Below are 19,047 nucleotides of genomic sequence, written 5' to 3'. Positions count from 1 at the left end.
CTGTCCGTTTTGCGATCGCATCAGGTGCGGGGACTGTCGGTCACTACCGTACGACTGTGTGGCGTTCGCGCCGCTCGATCCCGTGACACCGGGTCATCTCCTCATCGTGCCTCGTCGGCACGCGGCCGACGCGTCACGCGATCCCGAGGGAGCTGCGAACGCGATGCGAGCCGCCGCGGAGTTGTTGCGGGACATGAACTTTCATGGTGGTTCGGCCCCGCAGTCCAACATCATCACCAGCATCGGCCCCGACGCAACCCAGACCGTGCTGCACACTCATCTGCACATCGTGCCCCGCGTTGCAGGGGATGGACTGCACTTGCCATGGACGGGTGCGCACTGATCGTCGCGAGGTCGGACCGCCGATCGGACATCGCGCTCGGTGCGCCGTCCGAGGGGATAGGTGTCCTGCTCGGCAGTGCCGGAAGCGTCGTGCCGACAAGTAGCCGGTCGCGGGGCTGTTGGGTTGGTTGCACTATCACGGTTCGGTCAACCCGCGTAAGCTTCGAGGTAACCCAAGGAGTCTTATGCCCCCGGCACGACACATCACTCTGATCCACGAACAAAGCGACTTCGCTGAGGCGCGGGCCGCTGAAAAAGCCGAAACCTTGCGGCAGAACGCGATTGCGGCCAGGACGGTCGCCAGCCATTCCGAGAACGCCGATGACTGCGTGTCCCTGCTGGCGATGCTCGGCCTGGATGCCCTAGCCGGCAAGCTCGCCAGGGTCACCGTCAGCCCGGAGCTCTAGCTCCACCGTCGGCCGCCGCCGAACGGGAGGCGGCCTGGGCGTGTTCTCGACTGTCACCTCGGTCGTGTCCCGTTCGAAGTATCGAAGTCAGGGGACCGCGTCCTCTCGTGCCGTTCGGCGCTATTCGCGCGGCGACATACTGTGCGCGCCGCGGAAGCGTCCGGCGAAATGCGACAGGCCGCGGGACCCCCATCGTCGCGCGACCATCGCGATCGAAGTGTGGCGTCCGATCGCGTGCGTTCGGCGCACACCCCATCGAGCCGCTGGCCGATGATCCACTGTGCTGAGCTTGTGGTCCCCGAGGACCGAAACCACTTCCTGCCAGCCGTCGACGGATGGCGCGAACTTGTCGATTCCGCCTTGGACTCCTGCGAAGAAGCCGGCGCTCGTCGCACAGGGCGACGACGACCAGATCGTTCCGATCGCGGCGCCCGGTGCGAAATCGGCGAAACTGCTGGTCGACGGCCGATTGCAAACGTACTCTGGGGCACCTCACGGATTGTGTGGAGATTTCGAAAAGTCCTTCGATGCCGACCTGCTCGATTTCATCAAGAATGGATAGGTAGGACGATGACCATCACCCGTAGCCTGCGCGCCTGTCTGCTCGCGTTGACCCTCGCTCTCACGCCGGCCCTTGCGGCCGCACCCGCCACAGCGGCGCCACTGCCGACAATCGTGCTTGTGCACGGCGCCTTCGCGGACGCGACGAGCTGGGACGGTGTCGCGACTCTGCTGCGACAGCACGGCTACCAGGTGATGACACCTGCCAACCCGCTGCGCGGCCCGGCCAATGATGCCGCGGCCGTGCAGCGGACCCTCGATACCATCGCGGGACCTGTTGTGCTCGTTGGTCATTCGTACGGTGGCTTCGTCATCAGCAATGTGCACGACCCGAAGGTCGAGTCGCTGGTCTACATCGCGGCTTTCGCGCCGGTGCAATCGGAGGTCGCCCAACTCGCACTGGACCCGATCCGCTTCCCCGGCAGCCGCTTGCTACCGCCGGTGCTACAACTCGCGGTCGTCGACGACCCCACGGGCATCGCGGGCAAGAACATCGACGGCTACGTCGCGCCGGACAGCTTCCATGAGACGTTCGCGCAAGACGTCAGCGACGCGACCGCCGCGGACATGCTCGCCCACCAGCGTTCGATCGCCGTCGCCGCGAACCTGGAACCGTCGGGTGCGCCGTCGTGGGCGTCGACGCCGAGTTGGTACCTGGTCTCGGGCAGCGATCGCATCATTCCGCCGGCATCGCAACGCTTCATGGCCAACCGGATGGGCGCCGACACCAGCGAAATCAACTCCTCCCACGCATCACTGGTCTCGCACCCTGCCGAGGTGGCGGACGTGGTCGAGGCCGCAGTGCGCTGACCTCGGCCCGAGCGGGACACCGCGGAGCGGTTCACGCCGCACTCGCCACTGGCTCCGGAAGGTCACTGCCCCAAGGTGATTCGTATCCGGGAGTCAGTTCACGACAATGGCGACGACGGCGAAAAGGATGAGCACGAGAACTACCGACCACACGATGAGGAACCACGTCATACCGGGCGACTTCGACTGCTGCGGCGCGAGTGCGCCGTTCATGGTCAGAACTACGGGCGCGCGGTAATAGGTGCGGGTGCTGTGTCCTGCGGTCACCGGGACGATGGCGATAGGGCTGTTGCCCTGGGGGCTGCTGGTGTGGCGGAATCTGCTGCTCTTGCCCCGCGTACGGCTGTGGCTGCCGCGCGTACGGCTGCTGCGAGTCCTGTTGTCCGCCAGTGGGATTACTCATCGCTGTACCTCTGTCTGGAATCCACCCACACCGGCCGGAATGGTTTGCCGATGTCCGCGGTCCGCCATTGGCCCGCGCATGTTCTTACTCTGGTTACGGGAGCTCGGAAACGACGTCGCCGAATTTGCAGCGCGGATAATCCAGGCCCTGGAAGATGCCGACGCTCAGTGATGCGGCTGCGGGCATCGATGATCCGCGCGGCCGTCTCTTGTTAATCGCGGCGACGGCAGTCACTACGCGCCGCGTTCCCGCACCAGGTCATCGCTACTTTTTGACAACTCGGGTGCTGGAGGCTCGGCAGGTGAAGGCCCGATCGAACGCGTGGAATAGATCAGGATCCCCCCTGTTGGCATCGTGTTGAGACGATTTCGGGCAGGCTATCAGTCCGATAGCGTTCCGTCGAAAGACGATTCGTCGGCCATAGCGGGCTGGCAGTATCCCGTACAGCTCGGGCCCCACCGATATCCGCAGATACGTGGACAGGCGATCGGTGGCCGGGCAATTAGACTGGGTAAAGAGCGAACCGGAATTCCGGCTGTGCATCATGCGGGACGTACCCGTGGACGAAGCGAGGAGGTGGGGGTCGATGTCCAGTACGGAGGATCGGCGCTTCGAGGTCCTGCGCGCCATCGTCGCGGATTATGTCGCGACCAAGGAGCCGATCGGCTCGAAGACTCTAGTGGAGCGGCACAATCTGGGGGTGTCCAGCGCGACGGTCCGCAACGATATGGCGGTGCTGGAGGCCGAGGGCTACATCACGCAGCCGCACACCAGCTCGGGCCGCATTCCCACTGACAAGGGCTACCGGCAGTTCGTCGACCGGATCTCCGAGGTGAAGCCGCTGTCGGGGGCCGAACGCCGGGCGATCATGGAGTTCTTGGAGTCGGGGGTCGACCTCGATGACGTGCTGCGCCGAGGTGTGCGTTTGCTGGCCCAGCTGACCAGGCAGGTCGCGGTGGTGCAGTATCCGACGGTATCCGCGTCCACGGTGCGTCACATCGAGGTCGTCGCGCTGAATGCGGCCCGGCTGCTGCTTGTCGTGATCACCGACACCGGTCGCGTCGATCAGCGCCTCGTGGAGCTCGGCGCGCTCATCAACGACGACGATCTCGGCGCGCTGCGCGGCATGCTCGGCGGCGCGATGGACGGCAAGCGGCTGGCTGTGGCATCGGCGGCGGTGGCCGAACTGCCCGAGCGGGCGCCGCAGCGGCTGCGCGACGTGCTGGTGCGGGTATCGACCGTGCTGGTCGAGACGCTGGTCGAACATCCGGAGGAGCGCCTCGTTCTCGGTGGCACCGCCAATCTGACCCGTAATGCCGCCGACTTCGGCTTCCCGGGTTCGCTGCGCGCGGTGCTCGAGGCACTCGAGGAACAGGTGATCGTGCTCAAGCTGCTGGCCGCCGCGCAGAACCCCGGCACAGTGACCGTGCGCATAGGTGAGGAGACCCAGGTCGAGCAGATGCGCGGGACCTCGGTAGTGTCGACCGGCTACGGCGCGGCGGGCACACTGCTCGGCGGTATGGGTGTGCTCGGCCCGACACGAATGGATTATCCGGGCACGATCGCCTCGGTCGCCGCCGTCGCTCGCTATATCGGCGAGGTTCTCGCCGAGCGTTGAGGGGAACGGTGTCCATCGACGGCGCTGCTACCCTCGAACTTTCGGCCGGATAAAGTTGAGTGCATCCGACTAATGCTGTTGCGACCAAGGACTAGAGAACTCAAGTGGCACGGGACTACTACGCACTGCTCGGCGTCGCCAAGAACGCGACCGACCAGGAGATCAAACGCGCCTATCGCAAGCTGGCGCGCGAACTGCATCCCGACGTCAACCCCGACGAGGTAGCGCAGGCCAAGTTCAAGGAAGTATCGGCGGCCTATGAGGTGCTGTCGGACTCCGAGAAGCGGCGCATCGTCGATATGGGCGGTGACCCACTCGAGTCCGGCGGTGGTGGCGCGAGCTACTCCGGCGCCGGCTTCGGTGGCCTCGGTGACGTGTTCGAGGCGTTCTTCGGCGGCATGAGCGGATCCGGCGGCGGCCGCAAGCCACGTGGCCGCGTGCAGCCCGGCGCCGATTCGCTGCTGCGGACCAGGTTGAGCCTCGCCGAATGCGCGGTAGGTGTCACCAAGCACCTGACCGTGGACACCGCAATCATCTGCGACATCTGCACCGGTGCCGGCACCAACGGCAATTCCAAGCCGGTGCGCTGCGAAACTTGTGGCGGTGCCGGTGAAGTGCAGTCGGTGCAGCGCTCGTTCCTCGGTCAAGTGCTCACCTCGCGTCCGTGCCCGACCTGCCGCGGAGCGGGCGAGACCATACCCGACCCGTGCCACAAGTGTGGCGGTGACGGCCGGGTGCGCGCGCGACGCGAAATCGCCGCGCCGATACCGGCCGGCGTGGCCAATGGCATGCGAGTCCGGCTTGCCGCGCAGGGCGAGGTCGGTCCCGGTGGCGGGCATGCGGGCGATCTGTATGTGGAGATCGTCGAGCAGCCGCATGACGTCTTCGTACGCGACGGCGACGACCTGCACTGCACGGTCCGGCTGCCGATGGTCGACGCGGCCCTCGGTACCACCGTGGTCATCGACACCATCCTGGACGGCCCCACCGAGCTCACCATCGCACCGGGCACCCAGCCCGGCGAGATTTCGGTGCTGCGCGGCCACGGCATGCCACGCCTGCGCTCGGGTGCGCGCGGCGACCTGCTCGCGCACCTGGACATCGTGGTGCCGACCAAGCTCGACGCCAAGCAGACCGACCTGCTGCGCAAGTACAAGGGCACCCGCGAGCGGGAGCGCGCCGAGGTGATGTCGGCCCAGTCCGAGCACAACAGCGGCCTGTTCGCCCGGTTGCGGGCGTCCTTCAGCGGACGATAGCCGTTGGCCGCCACGGTCTTCTACCTCGACGACATACCGGAGCCGGGTGCGATCGCGGTGCTCGACGGCCCCGAGGGGCGCCACGCCGCGACAGTACGCCGGACCCGGGTCGGCGAGCCGATCACGCTGTCGGACGGCCGCGGTCTGCTTGCCGAATCGGAAGTCGTTGCGGCACAGAAGGATCGGCTCGAGCTGAAGGTGCACAACCGGGTGCTGGCCGCTCCGGCGACACCGCGGGTGACCGTCGTGCAGGCGCTGCCCAAGTCGGACCGCTCGGAGCTGGCCGTCGAACTGATGACCGAAGCGGGCGCCGACACGATCATCCCGTGGCAGGCTGCCCGCTGCATCGCCAATTGGGAAGGCAAGGCGGGCAAGGCCGTCGACAAGTGGCGCGCCGCCGCCCGTACTGCGGCCCGCCAATCCCGCCGCGCCTACATCCCCGAGGTAACCGACCTGCACCGCACCCGCGGTCTCCTCGACGCGATCAGCAAGGTGGTGCAGACGGATGGAATCGTGGTGGCACTGCATGAATCCGGTGCTGCCCGCTTCGTCGAGTTGCCCTTCGGCAAGGCCACCGAGATCATGCTGATCGTCGGACCCGAAGGCGGCCTCACCGAATCCGAACTCACCGCATTCGCCGCCGCGGGTGCGGAGGTAACCCTGCTCGGCCCCACCGTGTTGCGCACCTCCACTGCCGCAGCTGTCGCCCTCGGCGCCCTGGGCGCGCTGACCCACCGCTGGTAGCGTCGCTGTTCTTCACCGGTTGGCCCGGAATGGTGCGCCTATGGCACGGCGAGTTGATCCGGTGCTGTGACGGTGTCGTGCCCGGATGTGCGGTGTGATTGCCTCGCCAAGGTGCACAACAGGACTGCGGCGACGGCGATGAGTGTGGCGACGAAACCGGCAAGGCCGATCCAGCCGGTCCTGGCGTACGCGAGACCTGCTACGCCGCCGATGATCGCGCTGCCGAGGTAGTAGGAGAAAAGGTACAGCGATGATGCCGCGCCCCGGTTTTCGGGCGCCATCGCGCCGACCCAGGCGCTGGCCACGGTGTGCGCCCCGAAAAACCCTGCGGTGCAGAGTAGTACGCCTACGACGACGGCGATGAGGTGGTCGGGGATGCTGATAGCCAGGCCGAGCCCCATGGTGGCCACCGAGGCTGTGAGGACACGGCGCCTGCCGAGCCGGTCGGCCAGTAGCCCGGTGACCGCGGCGGCCGCGGTTCCGGCCAGATACAGCAGGAACACCGAACCGGCTACGGTTGCGGGCAATTCGAACGGTGGTCGGGTCAGGCGGTAGCCGAGGTAGTTGTATAGCGAGACGAACCCGCCCATCAGGACGAAGGCGAGGCCGAAGAGCGTGAGTAGACCGGGATGGCGCAGCGGAGCGCCGAGATCACCTAGGACAATGCGGATCCCGGCCGGGCGAGCGATGAAGCCTCGGGACGGCGGCAGGCCGCGCACGAACCAGATCGTGCAGGCCGCGGCCCCCACCGACACGGCCGCTTCGGCCCAGCGCCACGAGGCCAGGTCGAGGGTGAAAGCCGGGATCAGCCGTCCGGCCAGACCGCCGATGGACGTGCCCGCTACATAGACGCCCATGGCCGCGCCGAGCCCCTCGCTACCGATCTCTTCGGCCAAATACGCCATCGCGACGGCGGGCACTCCGGCCAGCGCGACACCCTGTAGCGCCCGCCCGGCGAGCAGCACATCGAGCGTCGGACTGAACGGAAGCAGCAGGCCGATGACCGCCGAGGTGACGGCGGAGCCGATCATCACCCTGGTCCGGCCGACCCGCGAAGACAGCGCGCTCACCGGCACGATGGCAAGCGCCAAGAACCCGGTGGTGAGCGAAACCGCAAGCGCCGCGCGGGCGGGCGTGGCCCCGAACGCGTTGGAAAGGCTCGGCAACAAGGCTTGGGCGCTGTACATCGATGCGAAAGTGGTCAGCCCGGCGGCGAACAACGCGGCGGTGATCCTGCGTTCGTGCGAGGTCGCGGTGCCGGGCACTGCGGTCGTGGTCATGGCTGCTCCTCCTGGCGTTCAGGATTGCCAGCTATCGCTACTAATGGAAATGAATAATAATTAGGGATCTGATGCGCTGAGCACATATAGGGAGGCAGACCGTGCTGGGTGAAGATCTGGAGTGGTACACGACACTCGCCGAACTGGAGCGGGTCGGCGCCGCCGCCGGGCGACTGCATATCGCCCAGCCCACGTTGTCGCGCATGCTCGGCAGACTCGAACGCAGGCTGGGCGTGGAATTGTTCGACCGCAACGGAAAACGCATCGCGCTCAACGATTTCGGCCGGATCTACTACGAGCACGCCCGCCGTGCCCGCGCCGAGCTCGATGCCGCGGCGCACACCATCGCCGATCTGGCCAATCCCGCCAAAGGTGTGGTGCGACTGTCTTTTCTGAATTCCTTCGGCGGCTGGTTGGTGCCACAGCTCGTCGGCGGCTTCCGTCGCGGTTCCGGCCGCATCACTGTCACCCTGCGCCAGGCGGCCGCCGAAGTGGTGACCGCGCAAGTGCTCGACGGCGAAGCCGATCTCGGCATCGTCTCGCCGCGCCCGACCGAAGCGGGCATCGGCTGGCGCAGCCTGCTGCATCAACCGCTGGTTCTCGCCGTACCCGCCGATCACAGGCTGGCCGCGCGCAGGCAGATCCGGCTCGCCGACGTCGCCGACGCGGAGTTCATCACGATGCCTCCCGGCTTCGGCATGCGTCGAATCTTCGATGAAATGTGTGCCGCGGCCGATATCCGTCCGCGCATCGCGTTCGAGTCGAGCGATCTCGTCACCGTCGCCGGTCTGGTGGCCGCGGGCCTGGGTGTCGCCGTGCTGCCGCTGGAAGATCCGGCGCCACTGCCAGGGCTGGTCACTGTGCCGCTGGCCGATGCGGGATCGGCCCGTGATGTCGGGCTGATCTGGTCGGCGGCGGGCCCGCCATCGGACGCGGCGCGACGGTTTCGTGATTTCGCGGAGGATTGGGCGGTGCGGAGGCGGGGAATCCAGCTACCACGGCGGTAATCGGGTGCCCAGCGGTAGCGGCTTATTCCCTGTCTGTTGTCGGTGGGGCGCGTTAAACTTTCATCATCGAAGCAGTCGAGACCGGAAAGCAGGCTGTAGCCACTTTTGAGAACACAAGGCGAGATCGGCGACCCATCCACTCCCACGGCAGGAATCGGCGCCGGCGACGACGGTAGGGCCCCCGCAGCACGCACCGTGCGATCCAGCATCGAACTCGCTCCAGAATCCGTGTTCCCGTTCCTCGGTTCGGCTGATCAGAACCTGCGTGAACTCGAGCGGTTGCTGGATGCCGACATCCACGTTCGCGGCAACTTCGTGACCCTCACCGGTAGAGCGCCCGATGTCGCGCTGGCCGAGCGGGTTATCGAACAGCTCATCGCGCTGACCGGCCGCAATCGGGTGGTGACGCCGGAAGCGGTGCGGCACACCTTCTCGATGCTCACCGAGGGCGCCTCGGAATCGCCCGCGGAGGTGCTGAGCCTGGACATCCTGTCCCGGCGCGGCAAGACCATTCGGCCGAAGACGCTCAACCAGAAGCGCTACGTCGACGCGATCGACGCCAACACCATCGTGTTCGGCATCGGCCCCGCCGGTACCGGCAAGACGTATCTGGCGATGGCCAAGGCCGTGCAGGCGCTACAGACCAAGCAGGTCACCCGGATCATCCTCACCCGTCCCGCGGTGGAAGCGGGCGAGCGCCTCGGCTTCCTGCCCGGCACGCTCAACGAGAAGATCGACCCGTATCTGCGCCCGCTCTACGACGCGCTGCACGACATGATGGACCCGGAGGCCATTCCGAAGCTGATGGCGGCCGGTGTCATCGAGGTCGCTCCGCTGGCATACATGCGGGGCCGCACTCTGAACGAGGCCTTCATCATTCTGGACGAGGCGCAGAACACCACGGCCGAGCAGATGAAGATGTTCCTCACCCGACTCGGTTTCGGTTCGAAGATCGTAGTGACCGGTGATGTGACCCAGGTCGACCTGCCGGGTGGCGCCAGGTCCGGCCTGCGGATGGCCAGCGAAATCCTCACCGATATCGATGACATCCATTTCTCCACGCTCACCAGCAGCGACGTGGTGCGCCACCGGTTGGTCGCGGACATTGTGGACGCCTACGGTCGGTTCGAGGAGGAGGACCGGGGACAGGTCGCGCCGCACTACGCGGGTAACCGCGCGCAACGCCGCGCGGCAGGCCGTGGCGATCGGCGATAGTCGGTACACAATGGCCGACGCCGCCTCGATGAGGCGGCGTCGGCCGTGTTGTAGCCTCCGATCCGATCACCCAACCGCCGGGCCGTAGTCTTAGCGGGTGAGCATCGAGATCGCCAACGAATCGGGTATGGACGTACCCGAAGAAGACCTCGTCAGTGTCGCGCGCTTTGCCATCGCCCAAATGGACGTGCATCCGGCGGCCGAGCTGTCGATGGTGCTCGTAGATCTCGACACCATGGCGGACCTGCACATGCGCTGGATGGACCTCCCGGGCCCGACCGACGTGATGTCGTTCCCGATGGACGAGCTGGAGCCCGGTGGTCGGCCCGACAGCCCGGAACCAGGACCCTCGATGCTCGGCGACATCGTGCTGTGCCCCGAGTTCGCGGCGGGCCAGGCCCGCAAGGCCGGTCATTCGCTCGATCACGAACTCGCGCTGCTCACCGTGCACGGCGTACTCCACCTGCTCGGCTACGACCATGCCGAGCCCGAGGAGGAGAAGGAGATGTTCGCGTTGCAGGCCCGGCTGCTCGAGGAGTGGTACGAGAGCCTGCGCGAGCAGCAGCGCCTCGCCGAACTCGCCGCCCGCGACGCCAGGTTGCTGGGGAAGGCGGGTTTCACCACACCGGGTGACGCGCTGGACCCCGCGTGAATTCGCTGACTCTGATACTGCTGGCAGTACTGCTCGTTCCGTTCGGCGGCGTGTTCGCCGCCGTGGACTCGGCACTGAATACCGTCTCACCCGCCCGCCTCGACGATATGGTTCGCGCCGAACGTGGCGGCGCGGTTCGGCTGGCCCGGATCGTTTCCGAACGGCCAAGGTACGTGAATCTCCTTGTGCTGCTTCGTATTCTGTGCGAGATTTGCGCGACGGTACTGCTCGCCGCCGCGCTGATCCCGCTATGGGAGGACGATTGGGCGCTGCTGTTCACCGCCGTGGTGATGGTGCTCGTCGACTATGTCGTGATCGGGGTCGGTCCACGCACGCTCGGTCGCCAGCACGCGTACTCCATCGCCTTGGCCGCGGCGGTGCCGTTGCAGGTCATCGGCGCGCTGCTCGGCCCGGTGAGCAGGCTGCTCATCCTGATCGGCAACGCGATCACGCCGGGTAAGGGATTTCGCAACGGCCCCTTCGCTTCCGAGATCGAGCTGCGCGAGGTGGTCGAGATGGCGTCGGAGCGTGGCGTGGTCGCCGACGACGAACGCAGGATGATCCAGTCCGTCTTCGAGCTCAGCGACACCGCGGCCCGTGCGGTGATGGTGCCGCGCACCGAGATGGTCTGGATCGAGGCCGATAAGACCGCGGCCCAAGCGATGTCGCTCGCAGTGCGCAGTGGACACTCCCGGATTCCGGTAGTCGGCGAGAACGTCGACGACATTCAGGGCGTGGTGTACCTGAAAGACCTTGTGCCGTACGCGGATCGGAGCAAGAAGGTGCAAGTGCGCGAGGTGATGCGCGCGGCCGTTTTCATGCCCGACTCCAAGCCGCTCGACAGCCTGCTCGACGAAATGCAGCGCAGGCGCAACCATATGGCGTTGCTTGTCGACGAATACGGCGGCATCGCGGGCTTGGTGACCATCGAGGATGTGCTCGAGGAGATCGTCGGCGAGATCGCCGATGAGTACGACACCGACGAGACACCGCCCATCCAGGATCTCGGCGACGGCAGGTACCGGTTGTCGGCCCGGTTGTCGGTGGACGACCTCGCCGAGCTCTACGGCATGGAGATCGAGGAGGAGGACGTCGATACCGTCGGCGGCCTGCTCACGCACGCGCTCGGCAGGGTGCCGTTGCCCGGCTCGAAGGCCGTCGTGCACGGTCTGGTGCTGCGCGGTGAGGGCGGCCCCGATGCCCGAGGTCGGGTGCGGGTGAACACCATTGTGGTGCGCAAGGCATCGGAGAAGACACACAGCGACAATGCCGAGACCGAGAAATCGAACGGCAAGCGCAAAGCCAACGGATCGGAGCGGGAGACCGTGCCCGATCGGGACCAGGATGGAGACAGCGATGACTGAATTGGATGCGGAGGACAACAAACTCGTTGTTCTGGCGCGAGGCGCCTTGGGCCGCACGAGCGGTGCGAGCGGTGCGGCGATCCGCGATACCGACGGCCGGACCTACGCGGCGGGTGATGTCGCACTGCAAGCGCTACGGCTGACCGCGTTGCAGGCCGCCGTCGCCGCCGCGATCTCCAGTGGCGCTGAGGGATTCGAGGCGGCCGTTGTCGTCGGTGGCAGGTTCTCCGACGCCGGGGTCACGGCGGTTCGGGAAGTGTCGGCCGAGGCGCGGATCGTGTTCACCGATCGGGACGGCGCGGTCTTCGACATCGTCGACGACGCCGCGACTACCGAGGTGCACGGTGGCTGAATTCCGTTCCGGTTTCGTCTGTTTCGTCGGTCGTCCGAATACCGGCAAGTCGACGCTGACCAATGCGTTGGTCGGCTCGAAGATCGCGATCACCTCCTCTCGTCCGCAGACGACAAGGCACACCATTCGCGGCATCGTGCACCGCGAGCACGCCCAGCTGATCCTGGTCGATACGCCGGGTCTGCACCGTCCGCGCACCCTGCTCGGTCAGCGGCTCAACGACCTTGTGCGCGACACCTATTCCGAGGTCGACGTCATCGCGCTGTGCATTCCGGCCGATGAGAAGATCGGTCCCGGCGACAAGTGGATCGTGTCGCAGATCCGGCAGATGGCGCCGAAGACCACTGTGCTCGGTGTGGTCACCAAGATCGACAAGGTGAGCCGCGACCAGGTCGCCGAACAGCTGATGGCGCTCTCGAAACTGCTCGGCCCCGACGCCGACGTGGTGCCGGTCTCGGCCGTCAAGGGCGAACAGGTCGATGTCCTCATCAATGTCATCGCCTCGAAAATGCCCGAGGGCCCGGCCTTCTATCCCGACGGTGAACTCACCGACGAGCCGGAAGAAACGCTGATGGCCGAGCTCATCCGCGAGGCGGCACTCGAGGGCGTCCGCGATGAACTGCCGCACTCGCTCGCCGTTGTCATCGAAGAGGTGCTTGCGCGCGAGGAGAACGAGGACATGCTCGATGTCCACGCGCTCCTCTATGTCGAACGGCCCAGCCAAAAAGCCATCATCATCGGCAAGGGCGGCTCCCGCCTCAAAGAGGTCGGCACCAACGCCCGGCACCAGATCGAGCACCTCCTCGGTGTCCGCATCTACCTCCACCTGCATGTGAAGGTCGCCAAGGACTGGCAGCGCGACCCCAAGCAGCTCGGCAAGCTCGGGTTCTGACACCGGGTCCGGGAGGGCTTCACCACCAGGGCTCGGGACGGTGCCGGTCCCAGCGCAGTACCGATTCCAGTTGGGCGGCAACCGAAACGAGCATCGGCTCCGAGTTCGCGGTGCCCATCAGCTGTGCGCCGACGGGCAGGCCCGCGTCGGTGAAGCCCGCGGGGACGTTCACACTCGGCCAGCCGAGGACGTTCCACGGCCAGGTGTAGGGGCAAGCTGCGGTGATGAGGTTGTTGGTGGCGTTGACGCCGATGTCGTCGATTTCTTCGACGCGGGGCGGTGGCGTCGCGGTGGTCGGTGCGAGCACCAGGTCGAAGTCGTCGAAGAAGCCGCCGATTCGCTTGTGTAGCAATGGTTCTGCCTGCCGGGCCGCGAAGAGGGCAGGGCCGCTGAGTAGTTGACCGAAGCGGACGTTGGCCCTGGTGCGTGGGTCGACGACGGCGCCGGGCATCTTGTCGTGTCGCGCACGGATCCCCGCCATCGACCGTGGCAGGAAGGTCGCGCCGATCATGATGCCGTAATTCAGGTCGGCGACGGTGACCGAGTGACCGAGTCCGCGCAGTGCGGTGGCGATGCCCCGCACGGCCACCTCGACCTCCGGGTGCAGCGCGGTTCTGGTGGCGGTGAAGGGAATTCGCAGTGACAGTGCGATCCGCAACCGTCCGGGATCGCGGCCGACCGCGTCGGAGATCCGCAGCGGGTCCGGGGTGTGTTTGTCGCCGGAATGCGGTCCCGCGGCGAGGTCGAGCAGCAGCGCGGCATCGGCGACGGTGCGGGCCAGCGGGCCGTTCACGGTGAGCCCGTAGAACGCTTCGGCCTCCGGCCAGGTGGAGATCCGGCCGCGCTGTGGCTTGATGCCGACAAGGTTCGTCCACGAGGCAGGGATTCGAACCGAGCCCGCGCCATCGGAACCCAGTGCGGCGGGTACCAATCCGGCGGCGACCGCGGCGGCCGAACCACCGGAGGAGCCGCCGGGTGTGTGTGCGCGGTTCCACGGGTTGCGGGTGTGCCCGAAGGCCGGGCCGCTGGTGAACGGTAGCTGCCCGAGTTCGCAGGTATTGCTCTTGCCGACGATTACCGCACCGGCCGCGCGCAGTCGCCGAACCGATTCGGCGTCTTCGGTTTTCGGCGCGAGGTCACCACCGCAGCCGAATGCCGTCGGCGCGCCCGCGATATCGGTGTCGTCCTTCACCGCGATCGGCACGCCGAGTAGCGGTAGTCGTTCGCCCGCGGCCAGCCGTCGATCCGCTTCGGCCGCTTCGGCGAGCGCCTCTTCGCGACGCACGATCCGAAAGGCGTTGAGCGTCTTCTGGCTTGCTTCGATGCGATCGAGGGCCGCGCCGACCGCCGCGACGGAGCCAACGGTGCCCCGTGCGATCGCGGCGGCGAGATCGGCCAGGCCGAGGTCGGCGGTCGAGGATTCGGCGGCCCGGGTGCTCGCCGTCTCGGGTGGCAGCTGGGCGGGGTCCGATACTGCCATGTGAGCTCCGTCTCCTCTTTCTCTAGATGTGCACGGTAGCGCGCATCTGGTCAGTCGTCCATATTGCCGTCATTTATGGGAGCTACGTACGCGCGGGGTCGAAAGTTCACACTGATTCTATAGACATACATACGGTATGTATGTAAGAGTGAGCGGGTACCGCGAGCACCTTGGAGGAACCATGGGAACCAGTACTTCACTCGGCCGCACGCATGAGGTGGATCTGCCCGGCGGCCGAATCCGGTACCACGACACCGGGGAGGGAGCGCCGGTCGTTTTCGTGCACGGGCTCCTGGTCAATGCCGATCTCTGGCGCAAGGTCGTTCCGGCCGTCGCGGCCGCGGGCCATCGCTGCCTGACGCCGGATCTGCCGTTGGGGTCGCACTCGATCCCGGTCCCCGACGCGGACCTCACCCCGACCGGCGTCGCCGATCTCATCGCCGCATTCCTGGAACGACTCGACCTGAACGACGTAACTCTCGTCGCCAACGACACCGGCGGCGCGATCACCCAGATATTGCTGACCCGCAATCCGGCCCGCATCGGACGCGTGGTGCTGGCGTCGGTCGACTCCTACGAGAGCTTCTTCCCGCAGCCGTTGGCCGCGCTGCCGCTGCTCGCGCGCATCCCGGGCTCGTTGCGTCCACTGACGGAATTGATGCGCATCCGCGCCTTGCACCGACTGCCGATCGCCTTCGGATGGGCGTCCAAATATCCGGTGCCGCCGGAGATCGTCGACTCCTATCTGCTGCCGAGCCGCAACTCCGCCGCCATCCGTAAGGATCTGCGGCGCTTCATCAAATCGGTGCACCGCCGCTACACGCTGGAGGCCGCGACGCGCTTCCCGTCGGTCCGGATCCCGGTTCTGGTCGCCTGGGCTCGCGAGGACAAATTCTTTCCGGTCTCCTTTGCCGAGCGCCTGGCCGGTGACCTGCCGAATGCCACGCTGAAATTCATCGACGATTCCTACACCTTCCTGCCGGAAGACCAGCCCGAGTTGCTCACCGAAACGATTCTGGAGTTCACTCGGCTGCATGCCACGCCGTAGCCAGGAGGACCGCTCCCGCACCACGAAAGCCGCGCTCGAGCAGGCGGGCCGCCGCCTGTTCGCCGAGCGCGGCTTCGCTGCTACCTCGGCGGAAGAACTGGTCACCGAGGCGGGCGTCACCCGTGGCGCACTCCATCACCACTACGGCGACAAACGCGGTCTTTTTCTCGCGGTGCTCGAGCGGTTGGAGGTCGAGAACACCACGGAAATCGAAAACGCCATCGGCGTGGTAAGTCCCGACGACGTACTGACCTCCATGGCCATCGGCCTCGGCGTTTTCCTGGAGATCTGCCAGCGCCCCGACATGATCCGGATCGCCCTGTTCGACGCCCCCACCGTGCTCGGCTGGCAGGCCTGGCGCGAATTCGAGGCCCGCCACGGCCTGGGCCTGATCATCTCCGAACTGGAACGCGCCCGCGCCGAAGACCTGATTCCCGACGTCTCGATCCCCGTGCTTGCCCAACTCATCCTCAGTGCGGTCACCGAAGCCGGCCTCATCGTCGCGCACGCCACCGATAAAGACACCGCCCGAGCCCAAGCCCAGCAATCCCTCATGCTGCTCGTCGCGGGCCTGGTCCAGGCTCGCTAGCGGCCGCGATAACCCCGTGAACTCGAGTGCGGGGGCGTTGCGTCGGTCCCGCTCGGCGAGGAAACGGTGGGTGCGTCGGGGAGTTGGTGTCGGGTGGGCGTGGGAGGATGACGACGTGCAGTTGTATCGGGATGAGGCGGTCGTGGTTCGCCAGCACAAGCTGGGCGAGGCGGATCGCATTATCACGTTGCTGACGCGGCAGCACGGGTTGGTGCGCGCGGTGGCCAAGGGAGTGCGACGTACCAAATCGCGGTTCGGTGCTCGGCTGGAGCCCTTTGCCTATGTGGACGTGCAGCTGCATCCCGGGCGCAATCTCGACACCGTCACCCAGGTACACACGATGGAGGCCTTCGCCTCCGACATCGTCGACGACTACGGGCGGTATACGACGGCATGCGCGGTGCTGGAGACCGCCGAGCGGCTGGCAGGTGAGGAGCGCGCGCCCGCGCCCCGATTGCATGCGCTGACGGCGGGAGCATTGCGCGCGATCGCGGCCAAGCAACGCCCGCACGAATTGATTCTGGACGCATTCCTCTTGCGCGCCATGGGTTTTTCGGGATGGGAACCCGCCCTGGACGAATGTGCCCGCTGTGCCACCCCCGGCCCGCATCGAGCGTTCCATGTCGCCGCGGGCGGCGCGGTGTGCGTGCACTGCCGCCCACCGGGCGCCGCCACACCGGCACCGGGAGTCCTCGACCTGCTCATCGCACTGCGCCGAGGCGAGTGGGACCATATCGAAAACACCTCCGACGGGGTACGCAGGCAAGCCAGCGGCCTGGTCGCGGCCCATCTGCAATGGCACCTCGAGCGCCAACTGCGCACCTTGCCCCTGATCGAACGCTCACAGCCACGCCCGGCGGTCAGCGCGACAGCACCGGAGCCCGCGGCCGCAGGCCACGCGGGCTGACCATCCCGCTGGTGCCGCTCGGCCGGTGATGGTGGAGGGTATTCCGAGGGGCGAGTGGCATCAGGCAGGATGGAGGCCGTGATCCTCCGTCGAGACTCTTCCGGGACCAGGACGAATGGCGCGGGTGCCGCGCGCATCGTCCGTCCGCCGTCGCAGCACCCCTCGGGAGCGCGTCCGCCGGAATTGCCGCCGGAGCTGGTGCCCAACCACGTCGCATTGGTGATGGACGGCAACGGGCGTTGGGCGCAGGAGCGTGGGCTGCCGCGGACCGCGGGGCACGAGCGTGGCGAGGCGGTGCTGATGGACACCGTCGAGGGCTGCATCGAGATCGGCGTGAAGTGGCTGTCGGCCTACGCCTTCTCCACCGAGAACTGGCGGCGCAGCCCGGATGAGGTGCGGTTCCTCATGGGCTTCAACCGTGACGTCATCCGGCGCAGGCGCGACGAGATGCACGAGATGGGCGTGCGCGTGCGGTGGGCGGGGCGGCGGCCACGACTGTGGCGCAGCGTGATCAACGAGCTGGAGACAGCGCAGGAATTGACCAAGGACAACACGGTGATGACCCTCACCATGTGCGTCAACTACGGCGGACGCGCCGAAATCGCGGACGCGGCAAGGGAAATCGCCCGACGTGTCGCGGCGGGCGAGATCGACCCCGAGAAGGTCACCGAGGCCACCATCGCCAAGTACCTCGACGAACCGGATATGCCGGATGTCGATCTGTTCCTGCGCCCATCGGGGGAGTTCCGCAGCTCGAACTTCCTGCTCTGGCAGTCCGCGTACGCCGAATTCGTCTATCAGGACACACTCTTTCCCGATTTCGACCGGCGTAACTTGTGGGAGGCCTGCCTCCAGTACGCTTCGCGTGACCGCCGCTTCGGTGGGACCAAATGAACGGCGGCACCGAGTGAACGGCGGCACGGATATGGACGCAGCGGTGACCCGGGAGCAGGAGCTGCAGGCGAAGGCCGGTGCCTGTATGTCGCTCTACGACATCGACGTGCGCGTCGATCCGGAAGGCTCGCTCGGTTTCGAATACGAGGGCGCGCTGTGCTCGCTGCGCGCGGTCAGCCTGGCGCCCGGGCTCGACGTGTTGACGCTGACCTGCGTGCTGGCCTGGGATCGTCCGCTGAAACCACAGCTGCACAAGAAGGTCGCGGAGCGCAACAGCGCGCTGCAATTCGGTTCGATCACCCTGATCGCACACGGCCAGCTCGCCGATGTGATTCTGCGCTACACCTTTCCCGCCGCGGGCCTCGACGATCAGGCGTTGGCGACCATGCTGGTGCTGGTGTTGTCCGGCGCGGGCCGGGCCAGGCAGGGCCTGCTGCCCTGATCGCCACTGAGCGACCATGACATCTGTCGTGCCGGGGGTCGTGACTCTGAACCGGGGCGTGGAGTGTTGGCGTGGTCAGAGTGCCACAGTCTGCGCGGCAGGCTCGCCGTAGGGGAGCAGGGTCTTGATGCCGCGGGCCAGCGTTTCGGGCGCGGGGTCGCCGATGATCAAGTGCTGCAGTATGAATCCAGGCATGAAGCAGATCAACGCGGTCGCCACCGCGTAGGTGTCGGCCGCTGCGGGCAGCCAGCCCGCCGCGCGCATCAGCTCGGCGTACTCGTGCCACAGGCCACGCATCGCAAGGACAGCTTCCTTGACGTACTCGGATGCCTCTGGATGGACAAGGGCCAGTGCCCAGGCTTGCGGAGCCAGCCGGACCGGGCCCTCCGGTCCGCTCTGCGCGACTATCAGCTGGGTCAGGGCGGCGACCAACTCGGCGGGGGTCGGCAGCGGGTCGCCGTGGATCAACTCCGCCATATTTGCGCGCAGGCCGACCGTCGTCTGGGCCGCTAACGCCGCGATCAGGTCGTTCTTGCTCTTGAAGTACCGGTAGACCGCCCCGGCGGACAACCCGGATTCGGTGAAGACGTCCTGCATGGATGTCTCATGGAAGCCCTTGCGGGCAAAACACAGTTGCGCGGCGTCGAGGATCTGCTGCCTGCGGCGTTCCAGGTGTTCTTCGCTGACTCGGGGCATGCCACCAAAGTAAAACGAATGTCCGTTCTTGACAACATTCTCGGCCCGTGCGACCGTGTTGATATCGAAAGAGAACGAATATCCGATT

General features: G+C 66.5%; 21 protein-coding genes. 17 read left to right on the top strand and 4 right to left on the bottom strand.

The genetic code is table 11. The annotated features are described in order from the left end of the window. Window positions 1–58 precede the first annotated feature (58 nt). The 3 genes from ACLMAJ_RS24980 (at window position 59) to ACLMAJ_RS24970 (ending at window position 2,120) form a co-directional block, all read left to right on the top strand. Complete coding sequence (locus tag ACLMAJ_RS24980; protein WP_412016258.1) at window positions 59–343, top strand: HIT domain-containing protein; 285 nt, start codon at window positions 59–61, stop codon at window positions 341–343. Window positions 344–527: 184 nt separating this feature from the next. Further along, complete coding sequence (locus ACLMAJ_RS24975; RefSeq protein WP_412016257.1) at window positions 528–749, top strand: hypothetical protein; 222 nt, start codon at window positions 528–530, stop codon at window positions 747–749. Window positions 750–1,319: 570 nt separating this feature from the next. Further along, on the top strand, window positions 1,320–2,120 hold the full coding sequence (locus ACLMAJ_RS24970; protein WP_412016256.1) for an alpha/beta fold hydrolase: 801 nt from the start codon (window positions 1,320–1,322) through the stop codon (window positions 2,118–2,120). Window positions 2,121–2,213: 93 nt separating this feature from the next. Here the strand turns inward: ACLMAJ_RS24970 and ACLMAJ_RS24965 are convergent, their stop codons facing one another. Next, window positions 2,214–2,387, bottom strand: coding sequence for a hypothetical protein (locus ACLMAJ_RS24965; RefSeq protein ID WP_412016255.1), 174 nt, complete (start codon window positions 2,385–2,387; stop codon window positions 2,214–2,216). Window positions 2,388–3,109: 722 nt separating this feature from the next. Between ACLMAJ_RS24965 and hrcA the strand changes: the two genes are divergently transcribed. From hrcA to ACLMAJ_RS24950, 3 genes are all read left to right on the top strand, one after another. Beyond that, entirely contained in the window at window positions 3,110–4,141 is a 1,032-nt protein-coding gene (hrcA, locus tag ACLMAJ_RS24960; protein ID WP_412016254.1) for a heat-inducible transcriptional repressor HrcA, read from the top strand. Between the two features lie 104 nt (window positions 4,142–4,245). Further along, window positions 4,246–5,397, top strand: a complete 1,152-nt coding sequence (gene dnaJ / locus ACLMAJ_RS24955) for a molecular chaperone DnaJ (RefSeq protein ID WP_412016253.1) — start codon at window positions 4,246–4,248, stop codon at window positions 5,395–5,397. A 3-nt stretch (window positions 5,398–5,400) separates the two neighbouring features. Next, window positions 5,401–6,141: a 16S rRNA (uracil(1498)-N(3))-methyltransferase gene (locus tag ACLMAJ_RS24950; RefSeq protein ID WP_412016252.1), complete on the top strand. Its 741-nt coding sequence runs from the start codon at window positions 5,401–5,403 to the stop codon at window positions 6,139–6,141. A gap of 38 nt (window positions 6,142–6,179) precedes the next feature. On the opposite strand, the gene ACLMAJ_RS24945 is transcribed toward ACLMAJ_RS24950, so the two are convergent. Then, complete coding sequence (locus ACLMAJ_RS24945) at window positions 6,180–7,421, bottom strand: MFS transporter (RefSeq protein WP_412016251.1); 1,242 nt, start codon at window positions 7,419–7,421, stop codon at window positions 6,180–6,182. Window positions 7,422–7,522: 101 nt separating this feature from the next. On the opposite strand from ACLMAJ_RS24945, the gene ACLMAJ_RS24940 reads away from it, so the two are divergent. The 6 genes from ACLMAJ_RS24940 (at window position 7,523) to era (ending at window position 12,903) form a co-directional block, all read left to right on the top strand. Beyond that, on the top strand, window positions 7,523–8,428 hold the full coding sequence (locus ACLMAJ_RS24940) for a LysR family transcriptional regulator (protein WP_412016250.1): 906 nt from the start codon (window positions 7,523–7,525) through the stop codon (window positions 8,426–8,428). Between the two features lie 153 nt (window positions 8,429–8,581). Then, window positions 8,582–9,643, top strand: coding sequence for a PhoH family protein (locus tag ACLMAJ_RS24935; protein ID WP_412016433.1), 1,062 nt, complete (start codon window positions 8,582–8,584; stop codon window positions 9,641–9,643). Between the two features lie 97 nt (window positions 9,644–9,740). Continuing rightward, entirely contained in the window at window positions 9,741–10,295 is a 555-nt protein-coding gene (gene ybeY / locus ACLMAJ_RS24930) for an rRNA maturation RNase YbeY (RefSeq protein ID WP_412016249.1), read from the top strand. Beyond that, a complete protein-coding gene (locus tag ACLMAJ_RS24925) occupies window positions 10,292–11,659 on the top strand; it encodes a hemolysin family protein (protein ID WP_412016248.1) in 1,368 nt (455 codons plus the stop codon). The genes ybeY and ACLMAJ_RS24925 overlap by 4 nt, the downstream gene beginning before the upstream one ends. Next, entirely contained in the window at window positions 11,652–12,011 is a 360-nt protein-coding gene (locus tag ACLMAJ_RS24920; protein ID WP_412016247.1) for a cytidine deaminase, read from the top strand. Before ACLMAJ_RS24925 ends, ACLMAJ_RS24920 begins: the two co-directional genes overlap by 8 nt. Then, window positions 12,004–12,903 (top strand): GTPase Era, encoded by a 900-nt coding sequence (era, locus tag ACLMAJ_RS24915; protein ID WP_412016246.1) that lies wholly within the window; start codon window positions 12,004–12,006, stop codon window positions 12,901–12,903. The genes ACLMAJ_RS24920 and era overlap by 8 nt, the downstream gene beginning before the upstream one ends. A gap of 19 nt (window positions 12,904–12,922) precedes the next feature. On the opposite strand, the gene ACLMAJ_RS24910 is transcribed toward era, so the two are convergent. Then, the gene (locus tag ACLMAJ_RS24910) at window positions 12,923–14,383 is read right to left on the bottom strand and encodes an amidase (RefSeq protein ID WP_412016245.1); all 1,461 of its coding nucleotides are present in this window, start codon (window positions 14,381–14,383) and stop codon (window positions 12,923–12,925) included. A 181-nt stretch (window positions 14,384–14,564) separates the two neighbouring features. On the opposite strand from ACLMAJ_RS24910, the gene ACLMAJ_RS24905 reads away from it, so the two are divergent. From ACLMAJ_RS24905 to ACLMAJ_RS24885, 5 genes are all read left to right on the top strand, one after another. After that, entirely contained in the window at window positions 14,565–15,431 is an 867-nt protein-coding gene (locus tag ACLMAJ_RS24905) for an alpha/beta fold hydrolase (RefSeq protein WP_412016244.1), read from the top strand. Beyond that, the gene (locus tag ACLMAJ_RS24900) at window positions 15,418–16,020 is read left to right on the top strand and encodes a TetR/AcrR family transcriptional regulator (RefSeq protein ID WP_412016243.1); all 603 of its coding nucleotides are present in this window, start codon (window positions 15,418–15,420) and stop codon (window positions 16,018–16,020) included. Before ACLMAJ_RS24905 ends, ACLMAJ_RS24900 begins: the two co-directional genes overlap by 14 nt. A 115-nt stretch (window positions 16,021–16,135) precedes the next feature. Further along, window positions 16,136–16,927: a DNA repair protein RecO gene (gene recO / locus ACLMAJ_RS24895; RefSeq protein WP_412016242.1), complete on the top strand. Its 792-nt coding sequence runs from the start codon at window positions 16,136–16,138 to the stop codon at window positions 16,925–16,927. A 69-nt stretch (window positions 16,928–16,996) separates the two neighbouring features. After that, window positions 16,997–17,821, top strand: a complete 825-nt coding sequence (locus tag ACLMAJ_RS24890; protein ID WP_412016241.1) for an isoprenyl transferase — start codon at window positions 16,997–16,999, stop codon at window positions 17,819–17,821. Between the two features lie 85 nt (window positions 17,822–17,906). Next, on the top strand, window positions 17,907–18,263 hold the full coding sequence (locus tag ACLMAJ_RS24885) for a YbjN domain-containing protein (protein ID WP_412016432.1): 357 nt from the start codon (window positions 17,907–17,909) through the stop codon (window positions 18,261–18,263). Between the two features lie 75 nt (window positions 18,264–18,338). Here the strand turns inward: ACLMAJ_RS24885 and ACLMAJ_RS24880 are convergent, their stop codons facing one another. After that, a complete protein-coding gene (locus ACLMAJ_RS24880) occupies window positions 18,339–18,959 on the bottom strand; it encodes a TetR/AcrR family transcriptional regulator (protein WP_412016240.1) in 621 nt (206 codons plus the stop codon). Window positions 18,960–19,047: the final 88 nt, after the last annotated feature.

Origin of the sequence: Nocardia arseniciresistens (assembly GCF_046764875.1) — a bacterium.
Classification (GTDB): domain Bacteria; phylum Actinomycetota; class Actinomycetes; order Mycobacteriales; family Mycobacteriaceae; genus Nocardia; species Nocardia arseniciresistens.
This window is presented reverse-complemented; position numbering and strand designations above follow the sequence as displayed.

Excerpts from the sequence above, each read along its gene's own strand:
- ACLMAJ_RS24975 (WP_412016257.1), top strand. The coding sequence starts at position 528 with ATGCCCCCGGCACGACACATCACTCTGATCCACGAACAAAGCGACTTC.
- ACLMAJ_RS24970 (WP_412016256.1), top strand. The coding sequence starts at position 1,320 with ATGACCATCACCCGTAGCCTGCGCGCCTGTCTGCTCGCGTTGACCCTC.
- hrcA (WP_412016254.1), top strand. The coding sequence starts at position 3,110 with ATGTCCAGTACGGAGGATCGGCGCTTCGAGGTCCTGCGCGCCATCGTC.
- ACLMAJ_RS24945 (WP_412016251.1), bottom strand. The coding sequence starts at position 7,421 with ATGACCACGACCGCAGTGCCCGGCACCGCGACCTCGCACGAACGCAGG.
- ACLMAJ_RS24920 (WP_412016247.1), top strand. The coding sequence starts at position 11,652 with ATGACTGAATTGGATGCGGAGGACAACAAACTCGTTGTTCTGGCGCGA.
- ACLMAJ_RS24910 (WP_412016245.1), bottom strand. The coding sequence starts at position 14,383 with ATGGCAGTATCGGACCCCGCCCAGCTGCCACCCGAGACGGCGAGCACC.
- ACLMAJ_RS24905 (WP_412016244.1), top strand. The coding sequence starts at position 14,565 with ATGGGAACCAGTACTTCACTCGGCCGCACGCATGAGGTGGATCTGCCC.
- ACLMAJ_RS24900 (WP_412016243.1), top strand. The coding sequence starts at position 15,418 with ATGCCACGCCGTAGCCAGGAGGACCGCTCCCGCACCACGAAAGCCGCG.
- ACLMAJ_RS24890 (WP_412016241.1), top strand. The coding sequence starts at position 16,997 with ATGGAGGCCGTGATCCTCCGTCGAGACTCTTCCGGGACCAGGACGAAT.
- ACLMAJ_RS24885 (WP_412016432.1), top strand. The coding sequence starts at position 17,907 with ATGTCGCTCTACGACATCGACGTGCGCGTCGATCCGGAAGGCTCGCTC.
- ACLMAJ_RS24880 (WP_412016240.1), bottom strand. The coding sequence starts at position 18,959 with ATGCCCCGAGTCAGCGAAGAACACCTGGAACGCCGCAGGCAGCAGATC.